This window comes from Synergistaceae bacterium (assembly GCA_017444345.1).
In the GTDB taxonomy this organism is placed as follows: Bacteria; Synergistota; Synergistia; order Synergistales; family Aminobacteriaceae; genus JAFUXM01.
On sequence record JAFSWW010000055.1, the window covers coordinates 26119 to 47080 of the forward strand.

The following is a 20962-nucleotide window of genomic DNA, read 5'->3' on the forward strand; positions in this document are numbered from 1 at the left end:
GAGAAAGGAATTTATATAATTTGCAGAATAAATCACTAGCTAAAGAAGTAATCTCGAATATTATTCCCGCAATAGTAGTCGAGATAATGATATTAATTTATAATCTTGCTGACACATTTTTTATAGCTCAGACAAATGACCCCTTGCAAATTGCGGCAGTCTCTATAGCCGGGCCGGTTTTCTTTGTGTTGATAGCTGCGGGAATAATTTTCATGGCCGGTTCAATGTCATGTATTTCTCGTGCACTGGGAGCAGGCGGCAAGGAACGGGCAAATAATATCGTGTCTTTCTGTGTATGGGCGGGGATTTTGACGGGGATAATTTTAGCGGTTATATTTATGTGCTTTATCGATAAAATTTTGCGCTTAATCGGAGCGAGTCCCGACACATTTAATTTTGCCTATAATTATTTGTCGATAGTAATAGCTTCAGGCCCGTTTGTAATATTCAGCATGACATGCGGGGGAATAATGCGCGCCGAGAATCACCCTTCAGCAGCAATGATCGGGCAGATTTTCGGAAATATGTTAAATGTAATTCTCGATCCCATAATGATTTTATATTTAGGCTGGGGAATAACAGGAGCAGCGATCGCAACTACTACGAGCATTATAATCGGCACGTTATATTATCTGGGATATTTTGTGTTAGGGCGTTCGTCGTTGAGAGTTCACGTTAAAAATTTTCGCGCAAAAAACGGCATTGCTTCAGGAGTGTTTTATATAGGGATTCCGGCGTGTCTTGACCCGTTATTAATGAGTTTCTCGCAAATGACTCTAAGTTCCATGATGTCGGCATATGGAGATATGGCACTTGCTGCGACTGGTATAGCAATGAGAATAAATCAGATTGCGGGCTTGATTGCGATGGGATCAGGCCAAGGGGTTCAGCCTTTACTGGGCTATTGCGTGGGAGCTGAGATGTGGCAGAAATATAATGACATGTTAAAATTTGCGCTCAAGTTCACAATTATAATGAGTCTAATATTGACTGTAGGCTGCTTTGTGTTTACGCCTGAACTTGTAAGCATATTCTTGAATGAGCCTCAAGCATTTAATTATTCAGTAGATTTTGTGAGAATTTTACTCACTACAGTATTAGCATTCGGGATATTCTTTATATTTATTAACGCGCTGCAGGCAATGGGAGCGGGGCGGGCCTCGTTTATATTGAGCATTTGCAGACAGGCTTTAATATATGTTCCTATGATGATTATATTTAATTATTTCTGGGGAGCATACGGACTCGTGTGGGCATTGCCGGTTACTGAGATAATTTCACTTGCGCAGACTTATATAATTTACGGCAGAATTATATTTGATCCTAGAAAGCTAAATAAATAGCTCGTGCGGGGGAATCTCGTACTAGGGCGGGCGGGTGGGAGGAATCAGGCACGCGGCGGGGAATAAACTTTTATGATAATTTGGGCGAAAAATTTTCAAGTAATCAAGCTCGTTACACAAATAATATAATTCTCTTGTATAATAGCTCTATAAAACTCTGGCAGGGAGAATTAAAACATGAAAATAAAAGCGGTTTATCCCGGTTCATTTGATCCCATAACTAACGGACATATTTATATAGCAGAACGAGCCGCCGCAATTTTTGATCAAGTAATAGTAAGTGTATTAGTTAATGAGCGCAAAAATGCCGCCTTCACAGTCAAAGAACGCTGCGAGATGGCAAAAGAATCGCTAAATCACATAGAAAATATCAGCATAGACAGCTTTAACGGCCTGCTCGTTGATTATGTCAGGCAGGTGGGCGCAAGTGTAATAATTCGCGGACTCCGTGCTATGTCAGATTTTGAATATGAATTCCAGATGGCATTAATGAATCGCCGTCTAGCACCTGAAATTGAGACATTTTTTATCGTTACAGATCCTAAATATTCGTACGTCTCAAGTTCAAGCGTTCGAGAAATTTTCCATTTCGGCGGAAGTGTTGAAGGAGTCGTGCCTGATTATGTGCTGGAAAAATTAAGAGAGCATTATAATTAAATTCCCAGTATCATGCGTTTCTTTATCGCAAATTCCTCGTCCGTTATGATGCCCTTGTCTAAAAGCTGCTTAAGTCTCACAAGTTCGGCCGTGTAATTGTTATCATTAGCAGCCGGTGTGAAATCATTTTTTGCTGACTCAATCATGCGAATCCATTCCTTGCCGCCGTAGACTACGAATCTATGAATTTTATCACCCTCGTGAACTAAAATATGCTGACTGACTAATAAATTTATGCCTGATTCGATTTTAGTAATATCAAGCAGGTTAATTTTTAGGTCGACTTTATTCTGGAAAATTTTGTGTGATGAGAAATATAAATTTGTCTTAGTCAAGAATAATTTTCCGCCGACTCCTATAAATTTGCTCGTGTAATAATTAGCAAGTCCGAGCCTCAAAGGAATCTCACCTTTTCCGAGTAATGACCCATATACATAAACGCCCGGCGAGTCGTTATTTGTTGAGATTTCGCGAATAATATTATCAGGCACGTTAAATTGTTTATCTTCATTCAGGAATACAAAGCTTCCGCAATACTCACATTTATATTTTGCTGGGTTATAGTCAGCTCCGCAATTCGGACATTTCATGATTAAATTTCTCCTTTCATGATAATAAATTTCTAGCAGCAATATTATATAATCAAGCATAAATTATTTATATAAATTTATTATTGAGGGTGATTAAATTTTGCAGCTTCTTAATTTCGCAGGTAAGTATAAAATTTTCGCGTTTATCTCGTTTATTCTTGCAGGTTTGAGCTCGTTACTTGCTGTTATTCCGATTTGGTATATATGGCAGATTATAATTTGCGTTATATTTCGTGAAAATCTTGATAATATTTCGCGTTATGGCATTATTTCTCTTGAGTTTGCACTGTCAGCTATAATTCTTTACTTGGCCGGACTCATTTTTTCTCACAAGGCAGCATTTAAGATTTCCAGCAATATCAAGATTAATTTATTAAAGCATATTTCTTTATTGCCGCTCGGTGTAGTTGAAAATCTTGACTCGGATTATTTGCAGTGGGTCATACTTGAATCAAGTTCAGGAGCAGAAAATTATTTCTCGCTGAATCTTCCTAATAAATTCGCTGCTCTTGCGTCTTCAGCGGGACTCGTGGGATTGCTGTTTTATATTGACTGGAGATTTGCGTTATTGAGTCTAGCTCCGTTAGTAATAGGCTTTGTATTAATGGCCATGATGACGAATGAATCAATCCGCAATAAATTAATAATTTACAGCAAGGCACTAAATCTCTTATCGAGTGAGACTCTAGAATATATAAAAAATTTGCCGGTTACAAAAATGTTCGGGATAAGCGAGCACTCATTCAAGAAATTTAGACACGTTTTAGATAATTATGACTCGTCAAAAGCTGCGTATACCAGTGAAATAAGACTCCCGATTATGGCATTTACTATAGCAGTAAACGGGGCATTTATTTTCTTGATAATTTCAGGAGTATTTATCGCGTCAAGATTCGGAGTCTCTCGTGAGTTCGTGCAAAATTTTATACTTGCTGCCATTGCCGCGCCCATAATCTCAATAAATTTAATGCGGGTAACTAGACAGGATAATAACGCGATTTCACGAATAAATGAAATATTATCGTTAAAGCCTTTGAATTATGACAACGGGGGAATCAGCTTCCCTGTAAATCCCGATATAGAATTAAAAAATGTCTCTTTCTCGTATAACAAAGCAAAAATATTATCAGATATAAATTTAACAATTAAGGCCGGGCAGACTCTCGCACTTGTCGGAGATTCTGACTCAGAGAAAATTACTCTTGCAAAATTAATAGCGCGATTCTTTGACGTGAACGACGGCAAAATTTTTATAGGCGGAATTGATATAAGGGATTTGGACATTGACGAATTGACTCAAAAAATTTCGTTTTATGATTCCGGCTTGAATAATGACTCGCAAATAATAATTATTAACGACTCTGATTTTATGAGCGACTCAGATTTTCAGGAGGCACTAAAAAAATTCTCACCTGACAAGACAATTATAATAATTTCGCATAAATTAACGAGCTTGAATCATACAAATTTTATAGCATTACTTGACGACGGCAAATTAATAGAGTCAGGAAATTACGGCGAATTAATGAATCAAGACAGCAAATTTAAAGCATACATAAAGGGGGCTGCAAAAATTGTTATGGCTCAAGAATAAATTTACACTCTCAGACAGAGGCACTATAGAATTAGTACTTGCTATACTTGCGAGTGCGTTTCAAGATTTCGCGTTACTGCTTCCGACCGGGTTAATATACTCGTTTATAATGTTTATGAGCGTGTTAAGTATAGGCGGGGTAAACATGCCCGATTCAAGAGCAGTATTTTATCTCGGAGGAGCTTTTGTTTGTGCGATGTTGATATTACTAACGTCATGGCTTCAGTATAATGCAACTTTTTCAGCGTCATATAAAGAGTCAAGTTTCAGGCGTTTGAATTTGGCAGAAATATTGCGGAGAATATCACTCTCATTCTTTGACGGGAGAAATTTAACGAGTTTGGCGGCCTCAATTATGAACGACTGCGCAGCTTTTGAGACTTCAGAGACTCATTTTATAGCACCATTCGGGGGAGCAGCTATATTTATAATATTTATGGCATTCCCGTTAATTTATATAGATTGGCGTATGGCTCTGGCTTTATTATGGGTAGTGCCTGCTGCGTTTATTATTGTAGGATTTTCGCGGAAGATTCAAAAATTTTTCTCCCGTAACTCGTCAAATTATATAGATTTACAAGATAAAGGCATTAACGAGTTCATAAAATTTAACCGCGACTCACGAGTCAATAAATATATTGATAATCTCACTCAAAAAATTAATCTCGCTGAAAAGTTTTCTAGCAAATCGCATTTATTCACGTCAATTTTTGCAGCAAGCTCGTATTTAATTTTAAGGCTGGGCATTGTATCGACTGCTTTAACGGGTGCTGTGTTATTTTCACGAAATTCTTTACAATTTACGGATTTTATTTTGTTTATCATGATAGCATTACGAATATATGACCCTTTAGAGATAGCTTTACAAAATTTTGCTGCTATAATTCATGTGAGTAATAATGAACAAGTAAACGAGATTATGACTCAAAATAAAGACAGACTCGCTAATAATGACACAATAAACGGGATAATTACTCAAAATTCGCAAGCGAATACGGTGCGACTCACGGGCAATAATGAACAAGTAAATGAGATTATGCCTCAAGATTTGCTAACAAGTTCAGGGAGACTCGCTAATAATGAACGAGTCAACGAAAATATTACGCGCGGCAAAAATAAACTCGTGAATAAAAATTTTACTATAGAATTTCAGCACGTTAATTTTACTGACAATGACGGCCAAGAAATTTTACGCGATATATCATTTACTGCACGAGAAAAGCAAATTACTATTTTAACGGGTTCAGGAAATATCACAGCGGCTAAATTACTTCTTAAATTCTATGATATAAATCAGGGTGAAATCAGAATCGGCGGCGAAAATATAAATCAATTTGACCCTGAAAAATTAATGTCGTTATTCTCTATTATAAGTGATGACGTGCAATTAATAAATTCTCCCGTTATCGAAAATATCAGACTTGGCCGGAAAAATGCGAGCGATAAAGACGTGTTAAAAGCTGCTGAACTCGTAAAATTAAATTTATCGCGACTCCCTGAAGGCTATAAACTTTCAAGACTTGAGAGACAAAAAATTTCGATTGCCCGTGCTATACTGAAAGACGCTCCGATTGTGTTACTTGACGAGAGAATAATATCGCCCGAAAACAAGCCCGCAATAACTCGCCTGATAAATAATAAAACAGTGATAATAATTTCTCATAATATGCAAAATTTCACAGGAGCAGACAAGGAAGTAATTTTATAATGCGCAATAAACTATTTTATACGTGCTTTTACGCGTTTTTTTACGGCGGTATTATTATGATAACTCTAGGCTGTTCATTGCCTGATATTAGAGCAGCTTATAATTTATCTGACACTTTGAGCGGGGCTTTATTGTCGTCATATTCATTCGGGAATTTAACGGCAGGGGTTATTATGGGACTCGCTGGGCTGTATTTCGGGCAAAAGAAGTCTATTATTATCGCAGTCTCGTTAATTATTATCGGGTTATTTTTGCTTATAACTAGTCATGTGAAAATTTTATTATTTCTAGCGTGTGCATTAATAGGTCTAGGGCGCGGAAGTTCTATAACATTTTCACAAAGGGGAGTCAGCATTTTATCGGGCGGGAATCCTCGAATAATAGGACTGTTACATGCTTTCTTTGCTGTCGGAGCTATTCTTGCACCGTTAATATTTTCTTTATTGAGGGTCATTACATGGCAGGCGGGAATAATTTTTGTGATAATTATAGCGTTGATTGAGTTAATATTATTTGCCTCGATAAAAGATTACTCAGCACTTGAGACTTTAAAAGATTCAGATTCTGACTCTGACTCAGAAAATAATAAATCGCGCAAAAGTATAGAATTCATGAAGGATTCGGGCTTTGTTATATTATGCTGCTCGATGTTCCTGTATTTATGCTGTGAGCAGTCAATAAGCGGCTGGCTTGTTACTTACATGAATTATAAATCAATGACTATGAATTTCAGCCAGTCAATGGCGGCATTATTATGGCTCGTTATGTTGATAGGGCGGTTGTCCTGCGTATGGCTCGCGAAATATATATCTAATAAAAAAATTTTCCTGATCTCATCAATAAGTGCTGCTATTTTCTTTGCTTTCATGCTTAAATCAGAAGGTGAAATTTTTATAGCTCTTAGTGTTATATGTCTTGGCCTGTGTATGGCGGGAATAAGTCCGATAATTTATGCGTCATCAGCTCCATATACAAATAAATATCCCCTAGCACTGGGAATGTTATTCACTATAGGCTGCACAGGAGGGACTATAATGCCATTTATCACGGGATTTCTAGCTGATATTTACGGATTTGACGGGGGGATGTCTGCTATATTCTTTGCGTTTGCATTATTGATATTATTCGCAATTATAAATCTCAAGCATGAGAGATGATAAAATTTACGCATTATTTTAACAGGAGGTATTAATTTATGAATCAAAATTGGAACTCGGAAAATTACTCGCAAAAATTCTCGTTCGTGTATAAATACGGCTCTGATGTATTAGATTTAATAGATCCTGAAGGAGTCAAAAATGTAATTGATTTAGGCTGCGGGACTGGAGCATTAACAAGACAGCTCGCAGAAAAAGGCTTTAATGTTACCGGACTCGACGCTTCAGAAGAAATGTTAAATCAGGCACGGGCAAATAATCCCGACATAAAATTTATACAGGCCGACGCGGCAAATTTCAAACTCGGTGAAAAAGTTGACGCTATATTTTCAAATGCTGTGCTTCACTGGATAGATAAATATAAGCAGCCTTTAATGATGAAGTGCGTATATAATTCACTGAATCAGGGCGGGCAGTTCGTTTTTGAGATGGGCGGTTATGGGTGCTGCGCTATGATTCATGACGAACTTGCTAAAAATTTCGCTGCTCATGACTATAAATATATTATGCCGTTCTACTTCCCGACTATTGGCGAATATTCTTCACTGTTAGAGAACGCCGGTTTTACTGTTAGATACGCGATTTTATTTGACAGGCCCACTAAATTAGAAGGCGATGACGGTTTATATAACTGGATTAAAATGTTCGTAAATATCCCGTTTAAGTCAATTAATGAGTCTGACAGAGAAATAATTATATTAGATTCAGTGAATAATTTGCGGAATAATAATAAATTATATAAGTCCGGAGTCTGGTATGCTGATTACGTGAGACTCAGAATTCGAGCCGTTAAAGAGTAATAATAATAAAAGCAGGGCAGTTATCGCGCTGTCCTGCCTTGTAAACTTAATCGCTTTCACATTTTTTAACTGCGTCAATGGGCTGTGCGTCCGTGAATATCAAATCAAGAATCCCCGGTGAATATCTCTCGAACATCATAGCGGGAATAAGCATACTTGCTCGGACAATCTCACGGGATGGCGTTATATCGCTGCAATTAACGTAAATTTTGTAACGTATTTCTCCGTCGTTGCAGTCAAGCTCAAAATTTCCATTCTTGAGTCCGTAATTAGCCCTGCAAATAAATTCGGCCATTGCTGCAATAGCGAGTTTGCTGTCAGAGTCCGCACTAATAGGCGATATAGCATAAACTGTATAAGCATTCTCATGAACTTGCACGAAAAAATTAATATTCTTGAGTTTCCCGCCTATATTAACGCCAAATCTAAATATTCCGTTCTCATCGTCAAAGTTAAAATGCCACTCATCAACAAGTAAGAAATCACGAATTTCCGCCGCAATTTCCTGTGAATAATCTTCATCAGCAAAAGCCTTCTTTGCACTCACGCCCGCAAATAATATTATTAACGCACAAATAATTAATATACTCGTCAAAATAAATTCCTCCTTTATACACTTTATACAAATTATATAAACACGCTTATATTGTATCAGTTAATCAGGAGAAAATTTTTATAATTATCTAGCGAGCCAGCCTCCGTCGACTGCTAAAATATGGCCGTTCACGTAATTTGACGCTTGAGACGCAAGAAATACAGCAGCACCCTTCAAATCTTCAGGAGTCCCCCATCTGTCTGCGGGAATTCTCGATAAAATTTCTACGCTGCGTTTAGGGTCTTTAATGAGTGCGTCCGTGTTATTTGTTGCTATATAGCCCGGTGCTATTGCGTTGACCTGAATATTATATTTTGCGAGTTCATTTGCCATTAATTTGGTAATTCCTGCTACTGCGCTTTTACTGGCTGTGTAACTCACGACTCTTATACCGCCCTGAAATGAAAGCATTGACGCTATATTAATAATTTTGCCGCCGCCCTGAGCTTTCATGACTCTAGCTGCTGCCTGAGACAGGAAAAATAAAGATTTCTGATTCGTGTTAATTACGTCGTCCCAGTTTTTCTCGCTGAATTCGAGAACGTCCTCGCGCCTGATTATGCCTGCATTATTCACGAGAATATCAAGCCGCCCGAAAGTTTTTATTGTCGTATCGACTAAATCCTGAATCTTGTCTTGCTTGCTCATGTCGATATCATAATATAAAAATTTCCGGCCAAGTGATTCGATATATTGCTTAGTTTCGGGCATTTCGGCGTGCCCGGCTCCCACGACATTGCAGCCTGCTTCTGCTAAACCTTCAGCAATTCCGCGCCCGATTCCTGTTCTTGCACCTGTTACAAGTGCGATTTTGCCCTCAAGATTAAATAAATTTGTCATGATAATTTTTTCTCCTACATAAATAAATTATTTCATGTCGACGGGCTGAATTACGTCCATATCGTCAAATTCTTGATTTTCTCCGCCCATTGCCCATATGAAAGTATAACTTGCTGTGCCTGCTCCTGAATGAATCGACCAAGAAGGCGAAATTACAGCGTCAAAATTTTTCATGACTATGTGCCGAGTCTCTTGTCCTTGTCCCATAAAGTGAAATACTACGTTATTATCGGGAATCTCAAAATATGTGTAAATTTCCATTCTGCGCTCGTGGGTATGTGCGGGCATAGTGTTCCAAACGCTGCCGGACTCAAGCTGAGTTAATCCCATTGAGAGCTGACAAGTTTTTAATACATCGGGGTGAATGAATTGATTAATAACGCGTTTATTTGACGTTGCAGAATCTCCGAGCGGACGTTTTGCGGCATCGGCAATCTTTATTAATTTAGTCTCGTAACTTGTATGAGCAGGAGCAGAGACCATATAAAATTTTGCGGGGTTATTTGCGTCATCGCTTGAGAAGTAAACTTTTTCGGTGCCTTTGGTAATATACAAGCAATCTTTATAGCCGAGTTCGTAAATTTTCGAGTCAGCTTCAATCTTGCCTGCTCCGCCTAAATTGAATATGCCTATTTCGCGTCTCTCAAGAAAATAATGAGTCCCGAAATTTTTCCATACGTCAATGCCGTCATCAATTGAAAGTTTTTTACTAACCGGCATACATCCGAGTGTTACCATTCTATCAACATGGCTGTAAATTGCGTTGACTTTGTCGGGCGTGTAGAGATTCTCAATTAAGAATTCTTTTCGCAGCTCTTCAGTTGTGTAACGCTTGACATCATTCGGGCTGCATGAATAACGAATATCCATTTTGAAAAATTTGCCTCCTGTTAAAATATAAAAATTTATGATTTATGCCTTAATTGTAAAATAGAGTGCGTTAATTTCAAGAGTTATTATTAAGAATTTCAAGAGCTCGATTATATTTTGCTTTTCTTTTCTCATAATTTGCGAGTAATTCGGGAGTTGTAAGTCTAGTTTTGTCTAAATTATGGGCAATATCAGCGAGTTTTACTTTTTTTGCGATGGGATTAGATTTTATTGCGCGTATATAGTCTTCATATTCGACTCCCTGTTTATGAGTCAAAAGATTCACAGCTTGTGTGATTTCAGGGGGGAATATTTTTTCAAGTTCCGAGAGAGTTATATTTGAGTCCTCTATAACGTCATGAAGAAGTGCCGCGCAAATTTCTGACTCGGTGTTCATACTTTGAGCGACTATCACAGGATGTAAGAAATAAGGCCGCCCTGCTTTGTCAGTTTGTCCGTGATGTGCTTTATATGCAATGTCTATAGCTTGATTAATTAATTCAGAGTAAAACATGATTTGCAGCTCCCTTTACAATTTGTGTTAAGTCCTTGACTCTTGAGCCACTCGCCGCCCGGGTGATAATTTAACGCAAGAAACGAGGCCGTTTGCAGGTGAAGGCACTTAATATTAATCGAGCTGAAAAGATATTTTGTGCCTCCGACTCCGCCCCGCATTAGTGATTTATAGAGTGAAGATTTATATTTTCGCATGAAATCCCGCAAATTCCTATCAAGCAAATTCACGCGTATTAATTGATGCAGTAAATTATAATTATTCCAGTCATGAAATAAATTATTGTCTCGTAAAAATTTCTCAAGTTGTAAGACTCCGCCATTAGATTCAATTTTGCCGGCGAGCTTTATTAAATATGGACAAGTCAGCCAAAAACTTGTAGGAAAAGGCCTTAAATTTTTAGCAATCGGCGAACATGTTATAACTTGAACATGATTATATCTGCATTTCTTAGCAGCTCCCATGATAATAGACGAGTCAAACTTTCTTTTTTTGTCCGAAAAATTTGACTCGATAGCTTTAACTTCACGCACAAAAATGGGAGACAGGAGTCCCCCCTTAAAAATTTTATGATTCACGGCTTTAATATTCGCGTCTGTCAGGTCTTCTCTTACTGCGGCCGGTTCGTGCTGAATTCCGAGTGTTTAAGTCCGTAATTTTTGCCTCGCTGGTCTTAAGGAATGATGCCATTTTTTTCTCGAAACTGTCAACATCATCAAGTGAAGAATTATTCTCATCCCCTGCCAACTCCCTAAAATCATGAAATATTCTCGGAGTCTCACGCGGCGGCCTTAACTCGTGATTTGCGAAATTATTATTATTCATAAATTGATGATTTTGTCTCGGCGGTCTTGCTTGAATTTGCGGCTGTTCTGTCGCTTGCTTGATTGACAAGTCTATGCGGCCTTTATCGTCAATTCTGATAACTTTTGCTTTTACTTCCTGCTGAGGCTTTAACACCTCGTTAATATCTTTCACAAAATTATATGAGAGCTCAGAAATATGTACCATTCCTTTGCGTCCTAATTTTGAGATCCTGACAAAAGCTCCGTACGGCATGATTTGCTCAACGGTGCAGTCAACTATGTCGCCAATGTTTAAAGCATTATCGGCCATTTAGAAAAATTCTCCCTCGAAAAAATTTTATTATACCCAACGCCATTCGGGTTTCTCGCCAAGTCCCAGCCTGCGCACTAAATACACGCTTTTTGCCTTAGAGTGGCGGCTTGTTGTATTGTACCAGACAAGCAATGTCCCCCGGCTCTTGTTTAACGCTAATTTTATCACGGCACTATCAACTATAGGAGAGTACAAAGCTAGCAGCATTTCATTTTTTGCAAGTACAGGCTTAACCTTCAAAAATTTTAGCAGATTCGGGCGTTCCTGCGGCATTGATTGAATTAACTTGATCGCTTTATAACTATTCATGCCCCGCTTTGTTAATTTATTGACTCGTATATCCTGCTTTGTGAAATGCTTAATCTTGAATTTCCTGACTGTGATTTGCTTAGTAACCGTAAAAGTAACTTTTTTGATATTGCACTGTATTTTCCGCGCAAAAATGGGCACTCTTAACACGTTTATTTTTATGTGAGATTCGAATTTATGAGTCTCTATTACCCTGCGCAATGAATGAATTTCGGGAATTTCCGTAAAAAATCCCTCGTCGAGCCTATGAACGTTAACGCGCCTGAAAAAATTTTCTGCTAGAGTCCTTCTTATTGAATCAAGCATTATATTAATTTGCTCCGGTTGACAGTGATAATAAAGCCTTCTGGATTCTCGTGAACGGCTCAAGAACGTCCATAGATTTAGCTGCTTCTGTCAAAATTTCTGCGGCCTGCTTTATCTCCTCAGGTCTGACATTATCAGGAAATTCGAGTCTCAACGGTGCCCCGTTCTCTGACGCCTGCAATAAGAAGACTCCTTTTTCTGAAGTCGTCTCAACATGTCCGGCAGCATCTAAAGGCGCATGACTTGATTCGGAAATTAACGCGGCTTTAACTTGACCGACAATTTTTAAAGGGTTAAGCAAATCGCTATCACTGCACAGCCATAATAACGGGTCAACTTCTATAGAGTCTAGCAAACTTTCAAGCATTAACTCTTCTTTCAAGTAAGTATCTAGTGAAGAGCCGTATAATATTCTTTCGAGTCTGGTAGGCTTTACGAGATCCGTATATCTGAAGTCAACAGGAATCCCCCGCGTATCACAAGCAAGAGCAGCACCCCGCATTTGTCCCTCTGAGCCTTCTATTACGATATAGCCTAAATTATTTTGTGATGCCATAAATTTTTGAGTCCCCTTTTATGTAATATATATATATTATCGTCAAAATTATAAACCTGAATTATTTATTTTATTGCTATAAAAAAATTCTCCCGACCGATAAAGCTATCAAGCCGAGAGATTTATTTATTCACCAAAAATTTTTATGAGTACGATATATTTTTATGCCGACAAACTAAGCAAATTTCTATAAATCGGATATGGCCAAATTTCTGCACTTGTAACGAGTTCGGCAGCGTCGCATTTACTCCTGATTGAATCCATCAAAGGCAAAATCTTTTGTGTCAAGAAATCCGCGCGTTCTCTTGCGTTCAAGTCCGATAAATGGGCTTTGTACTCGCTCAAAATTTCAGCGTCGGCTATTAAAGCATTCTTTGCAGTTCCCAGTCCCTTAATGTAATCGCGCCACGGCCTGTCATCGCCGAAGTCTACACCGTCAAATGCATAAAGAGAATTTCTCTCAAGCACTAATTGTTTTGATAAAGCCGGTAAAACTCCTTCAAATAACATGTCATATAACACGGCTGCTTCAACTTCAAGACCGGTGCAGAAATTTTCAAGTCTAACGCTGTGCAGATTCTCAAGTTCGTGAGCCTTAAATACTCCCAGTTCTGATAACATCTCTTTATTTTCAGGCTTAAGCAATAAATCTATACGTCCGGGCATGTCTTCAGCCTCAATTAATCCGCGCTTTCTTGCCTCGTCCTGCCACTGCGAACTATAAGCATCACCCTCAAATAAAATTTTATTGCCCTCTTTGAATGCCTCAGTGCTTGCTATTAATGCTGACTCGATGGGATCATCTGAATTTTTCGCGGCGATCTTCCCCGTTAATTGCTCGATACCCCATGCCCATATGCTTGCGAACATTGTAACAGGGAGCGCAATACTTTGACTCGAACCCGGAGCCCTGAACTCAAATTTATCACCGGTGAAAGCTATAGGACTCGTGCGATTTCTATCACTGTCGAACGGTATAATATCAGGCAATTTTGTGAGTCCTATATCAATTATGCCCTTATCAGGTAATTCAGCATCGCCCTTATTTATTAAATCAGTCAGTGCCGAGCCTAAATAAACGCTCATAATTGAAGGTGGAGCCTCATGACCTCCGAGCCTGAATAAATTTCCATAAGTCGCGATACTTGCCTGTAATAAGCTGTGAAATTTGCTAAGTCCCAGCACAGCAGCAGCCATGAAAGCAAGAAATATTACATTACGTCTATTATTATGAGAAGGCTTTAAAAGGTTTCTGCCCTCACTGTCCATTAATGATATATTCGTGTGCTTTCCTGATCCGTTCATGCCGTTAAAAGGTTTCTCGTGAAATAATAATCTTAACTCATGAGTGCGGGCTAATTTTCTCATAGTCTCCATCAAAATTTGATTCTGATCACATGCTATATTTGCTTCATTAAATAAATGTGCGAATTCAAATTGACACCTCGCGACCTCGTTATGTCTTGCAGTAAGAGAGATTCCGAGTCTCGCTAAATCACGTTCTACGTCTTCCATGTAACGCAGGACGCGCCCGGGAATCGCTCCCATATAGTGATGATCTAATTTCTGATCTTTGGCAGGCTGTGCACCGATTAGAGTCCTCCCGCAAAATCTTATGTCAGGTCGTTTCTGAGCTCGCGGCCTATCAAGTAAGAAATATTCCTGTTCAGCTCCGACTGTTAATTTAACGGATTTGACTCCGCGCTGGCCTAACATTCTTAAAAGTTTTAAGGCTCTTGACTCAACTGCGTCTAATGCCCTCAATAATGGAGTCTTTAAATCCAAAGGAGTCCCATCAAACGAGAGAAATACAGACGGAATGCAGAGTGTGCCGCCCTTTTCGCTTTTCACGATAAATGCAGGGCTTGAAATATCCCACGCAGAATATCCACGTGCCTCAAATGTAGAACGAGTCCCGGCACTTGGGAAGCTCGACGCGTCAGGTTCGCCCTGTGAAAGATTATGACCTCTGAAAATTTCTATAGGCCGGCCTTCAGAATCTCCGAGTGTAAAAGCTGCATGCTTTTCTGCTGTAAGTTCGCTCATAGGTTGGAACCAGTGCGCCCAGTGTGTAGCCCCGTTTGAGATTGCCCAGTCCTTTAATGCGTTTGCTACGATGTCAGCTGCCTGACTGTCGAGTCTGCTTCGGCCTTCTATTGCTGCTATGACTTGATCATAAATGTCAGGGTTTAGGCGTTCCTTCATGACCCGGCGGTTAAATATTAATGTCCCGTAGATTTCGCGGATAGATTTATATTTTTCACTCATTATGCAAATTACCTCCCACTATTAAGCAATTTTTTCACGAATTTTTTTGCTTAACTTGCGCGATATTTTAGCATGAATATATTTTTTTGCAAATTTTATTATATACAAAGAATAATTTTTCACGAGGGATTATTTTATTGTGTGAATCAGGAAAAATAAACTTTATACAATCTTTCTTTTATGATGGACTATCATAATATATCATTCAAAAATTTATCACGTAATATTTTATATTAATTTGCCCTGCTTATTATGTGCTACAATTTAACCGAAAATTACATGATATTCACTGAATATTTAACAAGTATTTATATTTTGATATTTAAGGAGGTATAAATCTTTCATGTTAAATAAGTTTATGGCTATGAGAATGAAAATATTTATTCTTGTCATGATTCTTTGTTCGTTTGCTTGTCCTGTCTTGGCCGGTGAACTGAAAGCAATATCGGGCGACGAAAAAATTTCACTGCTTGAGCCTGTACAAGTTAATTTACCTGTTCAGATTGAAAACGTGAAATCTTCAGCAGAGTCAGATCACAAGCCGGGCGAATTTATTGTAATGTTCAGGGAGAATATTTTAGAGGGCAGCGGAGACTCTCATGACTCACGAGTTAAAAATTTTGTTCAAGCACTAGGAGTCGAAATTATAAGCACTTATCCCGCATTATCTAAACAGGCCGGACAAGTTTTTGCGCTAGTTCATGCGGATTCTAAATCAGAAAGTGAAATGCTCGAAGAATTACAGGCAAATCCAAATGTCTTAGGTGTAAGTCTGAATTATAAGACTCATGCTTTAACGACTCCGAACGATAAATATTATAGCCAGCTCTGGGGAATGAGCGCAATTAAAGCCGATAAATTATGGGATCAAGGCTACACAGGAGCAAGCGATATTTATGTTGCAGTCCTTGACTCGGGAATTTCGTACAATCATGAAGATTTAGCGGCAAATTTTGAGTCTTCAGGTTTCAGCAAAAATTTTAGTTCAACATCAAATTATTCTGACGGGGACGGACACGGGACTCACGTATCAGGCACAATAGCAGGCGTGGGCAATAATTCAATCGGAGTCGCCGGTGTAAACTGGAAGGCAAAATTAATCGCTGTAAAAGTTCTTGACAATAACGGAAACGGTTATTTCAGCTGGATTCTTAACGGGTTAAATTATCTTTGTGAGCTTCTCGACAATCACCCGGAAATAAATCTAGCGTCAATAAATTTATCACTGGGCGGCTATATGAGCACTTCTCCGCAGGAAATGAAAAGCTCTAATAATCCGACTTGGGTAGCTTTTAAGGCAATCAGCGATAAGAATAAAGCTGTAATTTGTGTAGCTGCAGGAAATGAAAAGATTCAGGTCGGCGCAAATACTTCTAAAGGTTATTGTTATCCTGCGTCATTAATTGACATTGATAATATGATAGTTGTAGCTGCGTCTGATAATAATTCGAGTTATTCGCGCTCGTCATTCAGCAATTACAGCACTCAATATGTAGACGTTGCAGCACCGGGCAGGGGGATTTATAGCTCACTCCTGAATAATTCATATGGAAATCTCAGCGGGACTTCAATGGCTACACCTCATGTTACAGGAGCGGCGGCCTTGCTGCGTTCAATCTTCCCGAATACTACAGCGAGCGAGATAAAATCTGCAATTATTAACGGTGCTAATAAGAATTACGCGACAAGTTACACAAAATACGGCTTTCTTGATGTAAAATCCGCGTTTGATATTCTCTCAAAAAATAATACACCTTCAAGTCTTGCGCCGGTTATTGAGACTGATTCACTAGATGACGCTACAATCGATAATTATTACAGCGCGACTCTTTCTGCGTCAGGAGCAAAATATATTACATGGTCTCTTGAAAGCAGCTATAAAGATTTGCCCGATGGTATGAACTTTTCTTCAATGGGTATAATTTCAGGGACTCCGACAACAGCAGGGACTTATACTTTTACGGTAAAAGCTAGTAATTTATACGGGAGCGCAAAGAAAACATTAACTCTTACTGTTAAGGATATTGACAAAGCTCCTATTATTCAAAATAGCGAATTACCGGACGGATCTATTCAGGAATTCTACAGCGCGAGTCTTTATGCTTCAGGAACGAGTCCTATTACATGGAAAATTTCAAGCGGGAGTCTTCCAACTGGGTTAAATCTTGACTCATCGACGGGAATAATCAGCGGTGCACCGTCAAAAGCAGGTACGTTTGAATTCGCAGTTAAAGCAAGCAATAATACAGGCTCAGACACAAAAAATTATTCACTCACAATAGAGGGAATTGCGCCGCAAATTTTGACTCTTATGTCGCTAAGAAATGCAGTACTCGGACAATATTACAGCGAAAAACTTGAGGCAATAGGAACAGGCCCAGTTACATGGAATCTTTACAGCGGGAGTCTTCCGAACGGGTTAAAATTAAACTCTTCAACCGGAGTAATCAGCGGCACTCCTAGAGAATCAAGCGATTCAAGCTACAATTTTGTTATTACCGCGTCAAATGCAGAAGGCTATGACTATGTAGAATTCTCTATGTATGTCGATGATATGAGCACTAAATCAGGAATAAATATAAAAACGGAGACTCTGCCCTATGTGTTCTATAATCAGCCCTATTCTGCAAAACTCGAAGCAACGGGAACTAAGCCCATAACATGGTCAATCATAGAAGGCTCTTTACCGGATGGAATAACTTTAGAGTCAGACGGCACACTCACGGGTTTAGGCTCATACGGTGAGGGCTTCACGGAAATTAAAGTCCAAGCGTCAAACTCTAAAGGCTCAATCACGAAAAATTTAACAGTGAGATATACAGCTTTGCAGACCCCTCAGGAGTTCGTGCGCGAGTCTCTTCCCGACGGCATAAAGGGCAGCGAATACAATCAATATTTATACATGATAGGTTACAGCCCATTTTATTTTGACGTGAAAGAAGGCACATTACCGCCCGGATTAATTTTGAACAGTGAAGGCTACATAACAGGGACTCCGACAAAATCAGGAAGTTATACATTTACAATTCGCGGGACTTGTCAATATAGCGGCTGGGGACTCTATGATATCAAGACATTCACGATCACTATACGAGATAACGAAAAAAAGCCCTCAATAACTAGCAAAAATTTACCCGACGGGACTAACGGACTAATTTATAATACCGGGCTTAAATATTCGGGCACTCATGATATTAGCTGGACTTGTGATTATGACTCGCTGCCGCCGGGACTTTATCTGGCTGGAGACGGCGATTTGATTTCAGGAATTCCCACGCAGGCAGGCACTTATACATTCAATATTTACGCGGAAAATTCGGCCGGTTCTGCTTCTCAATTATTAACTATAAAAATTAACGATGTCCCGAATTATGCGAATCACGAAATTTTGACGGATTCAGATTTAGGCACTTATTCACAAGGCAGCTATTATGCTTTCACTTTTTCTGCTGACGAGGGCGCGACATGGACTCATACAGACGGAAATATACCCGACGGAATGACTTTCTATAAATATGGGATTCTTTCAGGACGGCCGGCTGAAACTGGAGAATTTAATTTTACTGTGAGTGCCTTATTTGACGATGATATAAGCGTATCAAAAAATTTCAAGATCGTAATCTCAAGTGCTGCTCCAGTTATAGAGTCTAACTCAAAACTTGATCCCGGCACAGACGGCGAGTCATATAATTATGAGTTAAAGGCATCGGGCGCGGAGTCTTTCACGTGGGAATTGAAATCCGGTTCATTGCCTGAAGGTTTAGAGCTTGACTCAACTGGTATAATTTCAGGAATTCCGACACAAACGGGCAAATTTAATTTTATAATTCAAGTAAATAACTCTTATGGGAGCGACTCGCAAAATTTCACACTCACAATAAAAGCAGCTGCACCAGTCATAACAAGCGAGACTCTTTCAGACGGCAAAATCGGCGAGTATTATAATTCTGAATTACAGGCTACAGGCTCGACTCCTTTAAAGTGGTCAATCAGCGGACAATTTCCTAAGGGCTTAAAACTCAACGCAAGCACGGGGCAAATTACAGGAACTCCGACAAAAGCAGGGACATTTACATTTACTGCAAAAGTTAAGAACTCAGGAGGCAATGACTCAAAGTCTTTCACTATAGAAATTTCTTTACCTGATAACGCCGTCCCAGTCATAAACGATGACTCGTTAATAAATCCTGAAGCAGGCAAATATTACTCTCATCAATTTACAGCGGCCGGAATAAATCCTATCACATGGACGAAAATAGCGGGGCAAATTCCTTCAGGTTTGAAGCTCAATAAATCGGGCTTGCTTGCCGGGACTCCTAAACAGTCAGGCGAATTTGATTTTACTATCAAAGCAGCTAACAAATACGGCAATGATACGAAATCTTATACTTTGAGAATAACGCCCGTTATAATCACAAGCAAATTAAACTCTGGAATATTCAATAAATCATATAGTGCCGCTTTGAGTGTTCAGGGGTCAAAGTCTAATATAATTTGGCAAGTCGTCTCGGGTTCATTGCCTGAAGGGTTAAAGCTCAACGAGTCAACCGGCAAAATTTCAGGGAAGCCGACAAGTTCAGGCGAATATAATTTTACAGTCCGTGCTGAAGTCGAGAATGTAACGCCCGCCCTTTACGATGAGCAGTCATACACGATAAAGATAACGGGAATAGCTCCTAAAATTAATACGTCGAGTCTCAAGAAAGGCACGATTAATAAAGATTATTCAGCAGCAATCAAGACTACAGGATCTACACCCATGAATCTGGAAATCAGCGGACTCCCTGAAGGACTCTCACTGAACTATGACTCTGAAACAGGACAAGGCACAATTACAGGAACTCCGACTGAATGCGGAAATTTCAGCGTGAAATTAACGGCCTCAAACGAGACTAATACGACATCAAGAACGTTCAATCTTGTAATAAATAATATAAAGCCGTCATTTACTTCTTTGAGCTTACCTGATGCAATTATCGGGCAGTCTTACTCGGCAAATATTCAGGCTACAGGAGCAGCAAAGGGCGATAATTTGAGCTTTACTCTTTCATGGTCGGGCAAAAATATTGGCGGATTCACTCTTGATAATTCTGACGCGTCAATAACAGGGACTCCCGCTGAGACTTCAGGAAAGAATTTCAACGCGCCGGGGACTTATAGAGTCAAAGTCATTGCTAAGAATTCAGCCGGGACAAAATCAAAAACTTTCAAGATAAAATTAAACGCTGCGCAAATTACAGAAGTCGAGAGTGCGCAAAAAGTTTTATCAGAGTCAGAGTTTGAGTCTGAGTCAGAGTCATTAAGCTCAATTTTTCCAGATAATCAAGAAAGTAACGCGCAAAAATTATCATTTCTCGAAAATTTTGCAGGAAACAATAAAGACTTTACCGCAGGAGATCTTGCAGAAATTGACGGAAAGAAATACATTATTGCGGCTGTTATTGCGCCTGTTAAATCACTAGAATCAGGACAATTTGATTTTAACGTCGAATTAAGCGAGAAAGCTCCGACGGGGGCAAAATTAACCTGGCTTGCATGTCCTTATGACAGCGAGGACTCACAGGATGACGAGATAGCTGACTTTTACGACGAGACAGGCAAAGAAATTTTTACAGTTCCGGAGAGTCATTCAATAACAGTGTCTCCGTGGCTGCGTAAATGTGTGATTTATGAGCCTTTGATATTGGCCGAGATTATGGAATAATTTGCAATTATTTCCGCCGACTCCCCCACCCG

Annotated in this window: 17 protein-coding genes; 7 read left to right on the forward strand and 10 right to left on the reverse strand. The window is 39.1% G+C overall.

Annotated elements, in window-relative coordinates; translation table 11 throughout:
- Window positions 1-20: 20 nt before the first annotated feature.
- On the forward strand, window positions 21-1343 hold the full coding sequence (locus IJS99_03670; GenBank protein MBQ7560921.1) for an MATE family efflux transporter: 1323 nt from the start codon (window positions 21-23) through the stop codon (window positions 1341-1343).
- 177 nt (window positions 1344-1520) lie between these two features.
- Complete coding sequence (gene coaD / locus IJS99_03675; protein MBQ7560922.1) at window positions 1521-2000, forward strand: pantetheine-phosphate adenylyltransferase; 480 nt, start codon at window positions 1521-1523, stop codon at window positions 1998-2000.
- Here the strand turns inward: coaD and IJS99_03680 are convergent.
- Window positions 1997-2590, reverse strand: coding sequence for an SHOCT domain-containing protein (locus tag IJS99_03680; GenBank protein ID MBQ7560923.1), 594 nt, complete (start codon window positions 2588-2590; stop codon window positions 1997-1999). The two genes, coaD and IJS99_03680, sit on opposite strands and share 4 nt — an antisense overlap.
- 100 nt (window positions 2591-2690) lie before the next feature.
- Between IJS99_03680 and IJS99_03685 the strand changes: the two genes are divergently transcribed.
- The 4 genes from IJS99_03685 to IJS99_03700 are packed head-to-tail and all read left to right on the forward strand — an operon-like array spanning window position 2691 to window position 7849.
- Window positions 2691-4184 (forward strand): ABC transporter ATP-binding protein, encoded by a 1494-nt coding sequence (locus tag IJS99_03685; GenBank protein MBQ7560924.1) that lies wholly within the window; start codon window positions 2691-2693, stop codon window positions 4182-4184.
- Window positions 4165-5892 carry an ABC transporter ATP-binding protein gene (locus IJS99_03690; GenBank protein MBQ7560925.1) on the forward strand — a complete coding sequence of 576 codons (1728 nt, stop codon included), beginning with the start codon at window positions 4165-4167 and terminating at the stop codon, window positions 5890-5892. Before IJS99_03685 ends, IJS99_03690 begins: the two co-directional genes overlap by 20 nt.
- Window positions 5892-7049, forward strand: coding sequence for an MFS transporter (locus IJS99_03695; protein ID MBQ7560926.1), 1158 nt, complete (start codon window positions 5892-5894; stop codon window positions 7047-7049). The genes IJS99_03690 and IJS99_03695 overlap by 1 nt, the downstream gene beginning before the upstream one ends.
- A gap of 38 nt (window positions 7050-7087) precedes the next feature.
- Window positions 7088-7849 carry a class I SAM-dependent methyltransferase gene (locus IJS99_03700; protein ID MBQ7560927.1) on the forward strand — a complete coding sequence of 254 codons (762 nt, stop codon included), beginning with the start codon at window positions 7088-7090 and terminating at the stop codon, window positions 7847-7849.
- A 46-nt stretch (window positions 7850-7895) separates the two neighbouring features.
- Here IJS99_03700 and IJS99_03705 read toward each other — a convergent pair whose 3' ends face one another.
- From IJS99_03705 to IJS99_03745, 9 genes are all read right to left on the reverse strand, one after another.
- On the reverse strand, window positions 7896-8444 hold the full coding sequence (locus IJS99_03705; GenBank protein ID MBQ7560928.1) for a hypothetical protein: 549 nt from the start codon (window positions 8442-8444) through the stop codon (window positions 7896-7898).
- Window positions 8445-8528: 84 nt separating this feature from the next.
- Window positions 8529-9287 carry a 2-dehydro-3-deoxy-D-gluconate 5-dehydrogenase KduD gene (kduD, locus tag IJS99_03710; GenBank protein MBQ7560929.1) on the reverse strand — a complete coding sequence of 253 codons (759 nt, stop codon included), beginning with the start codon at window positions 9285-9287 and terminating at the stop codon, window positions 8529-8531.
- A gap of 24 nt (window positions 9288-9311) precedes the next feature.
- The gene (gene kduI, locus IJS99_03715) at window positions 9312-10154 is read right to left on the reverse strand and encodes a 5-dehydro-4-deoxy-D-glucuronate isomerase (GenBank protein ID MBQ7560930.1); all 843 of its coding nucleotides are present in this window, start codon (window positions 10152-10154) and stop codon (window positions 9312-9314) included.
- Between the two features lie 76 nt (window positions 10155-10230).
- On the reverse strand, window positions 10231-10668 hold the full coding sequence (locus IJS99_03720; GenBank protein MBQ7560931.1) for an HD domain-containing protein: 438 nt from the start codon (window positions 10666-10668) through the stop codon (window positions 10231-10233).
- Window positions 10650-11246 carry a DUF501 domain-containing protein gene (locus tag IJS99_03725; protein MBQ7560932.1) on the reverse strand — a complete coding sequence of 199 codons (597 nt, stop codon included), beginning with the start codon at window positions 11244-11246 and terminating at the stop codon, window positions 10650-10652. Before IJS99_03725 ends, IJS99_03720 begins: the two co-directional genes overlap by 19 nt.
- A gap of 4 nt (window positions 11247-11250) precedes the next feature.
- Window positions 11251-11784 (reverse strand): S1 RNA-binding domain-containing protein, encoded by a 534-nt coding sequence (locus tag IJS99_03730; GenBank protein ID MBQ7560933.1) that lies wholly within the window; start codon window positions 11782-11784, stop codon window positions 11251-11253.
- Window positions 11785-11814: 30 nt separating this feature from the next.
- On the reverse strand, window positions 11815-12402 hold the full coding sequence (locus IJS99_03735; GenBank protein MBQ7560934.1) for a hypothetical protein: 588 nt from the start codon (window positions 12400-12402) through the stop codon (window positions 11815-11817).
- 4 nt (window positions 12403-12406) lie between these two features.
- Window positions 12407-12958, reverse strand: coding sequence for a hypothetical protein (locus tag IJS99_03740; protein MBQ7560935.1), 552 nt, complete (start codon window positions 12956-12958; stop codon window positions 12407-12409).
- A gap of 162 nt (window positions 12959-13120) precedes the next feature.
- Entirely contained in the window at window positions 13121-15226 is a 2106-nt protein-coding gene (locus IJS99_03745; protein MBQ7560936.1) for a glutamine synthetase III, read from the reverse strand.
- A 343-nt stretch (window positions 15227-15569) separates the two neighbouring features.
- On the opposite strand from IJS99_03745, the gene IJS99_03750 reads away from it, so the two are divergent.
- Window positions 15570-20930 (forward strand): putative Ig domain-containing protein, encoded by a 5361-nt coding sequence (locus IJS99_03750; GenBank protein MBQ7560937.1) that lies wholly within the window; start codon window positions 15570-15572, stop codon window positions 20928-20930.
- Window positions 20931-20962 lie beyond the last annotated feature (32 nt).

Excerpts from the sequence above, each read along its gene's own strand:
- coaD (MBQ7560922.1), top strand. The coding sequence starts at position 1,521 with ATGAAAATAAAAGCGGTTTATCCCGGTTCATTTGATCCCATAACTAAC.
- IJS99_03680 (MBQ7560923.1), bottom strand. The coding sequence starts at position 2,590 with ATGAAATGTCCGAATTGCGGAGCTGACTATAACCCAGCAAAATATAAA.
- IJS99_03695 (MBQ7560926.1), top strand. The coding sequence starts at position 5,892 with ATGCGCAATAAACTATTTTATACGTGCTTTTACGCGTTTTTTTACGGC.
- IJS99_03700 (MBQ7560927.1), top strand. The coding sequence starts at position 7,088 with ATGAATCAAAATTGGAACTCGGAAAATTACTCGCAAAAATTCTCGTTC.
- kduI (MBQ7560930.1), bottom strand. The coding sequence starts at position 10,154 with ATGGATATTCGTTATTCATGCAGCCCGAATGATGTCAAGCGTTACACA.
- IJS99_03720 (MBQ7560931.1), bottom strand. The coding sequence starts at position 10,668 with ATGTTTTACTCTGAATTAATTAATCAAGCTATAGACATTGCATATAAA.
- IJS99_03730 (MBQ7560933.1), bottom strand. The coding sequence starts at position 11,784 with ATGGCCGATAATGCTTTAAACATTGGCGACATAGTTGACTGCACCGTT.
- IJS99_03735 (MBQ7560934.1), bottom strand. The coding sequence starts at position 12,402 with ATGCTTGATTCAATAAGAAGGACTCTAGCAGAAAATTTTTTCAGGCGC.
- IJS99_03740 (MBQ7560935.1), bottom strand. The coding sequence starts at position 12,958 with ATGGCATCACAAAATAATTTAGGCTATATCGTAATAGAAGGCTCAGAG.
- IJS99_03745 (MBQ7560936.1), bottom strand. The coding sequence starts at position 15,226 with ATGAGTGAAAAATATAAATCTATCCGCGAAATCTACGGGACATTAATA.
- IJS99_03750 (MBQ7560937.1), top strand. The coding sequence starts at position 15,570 with ATGTTAAATAAGTTTATGGCTATGAGAATGAAAATATTTATTCTTGTC.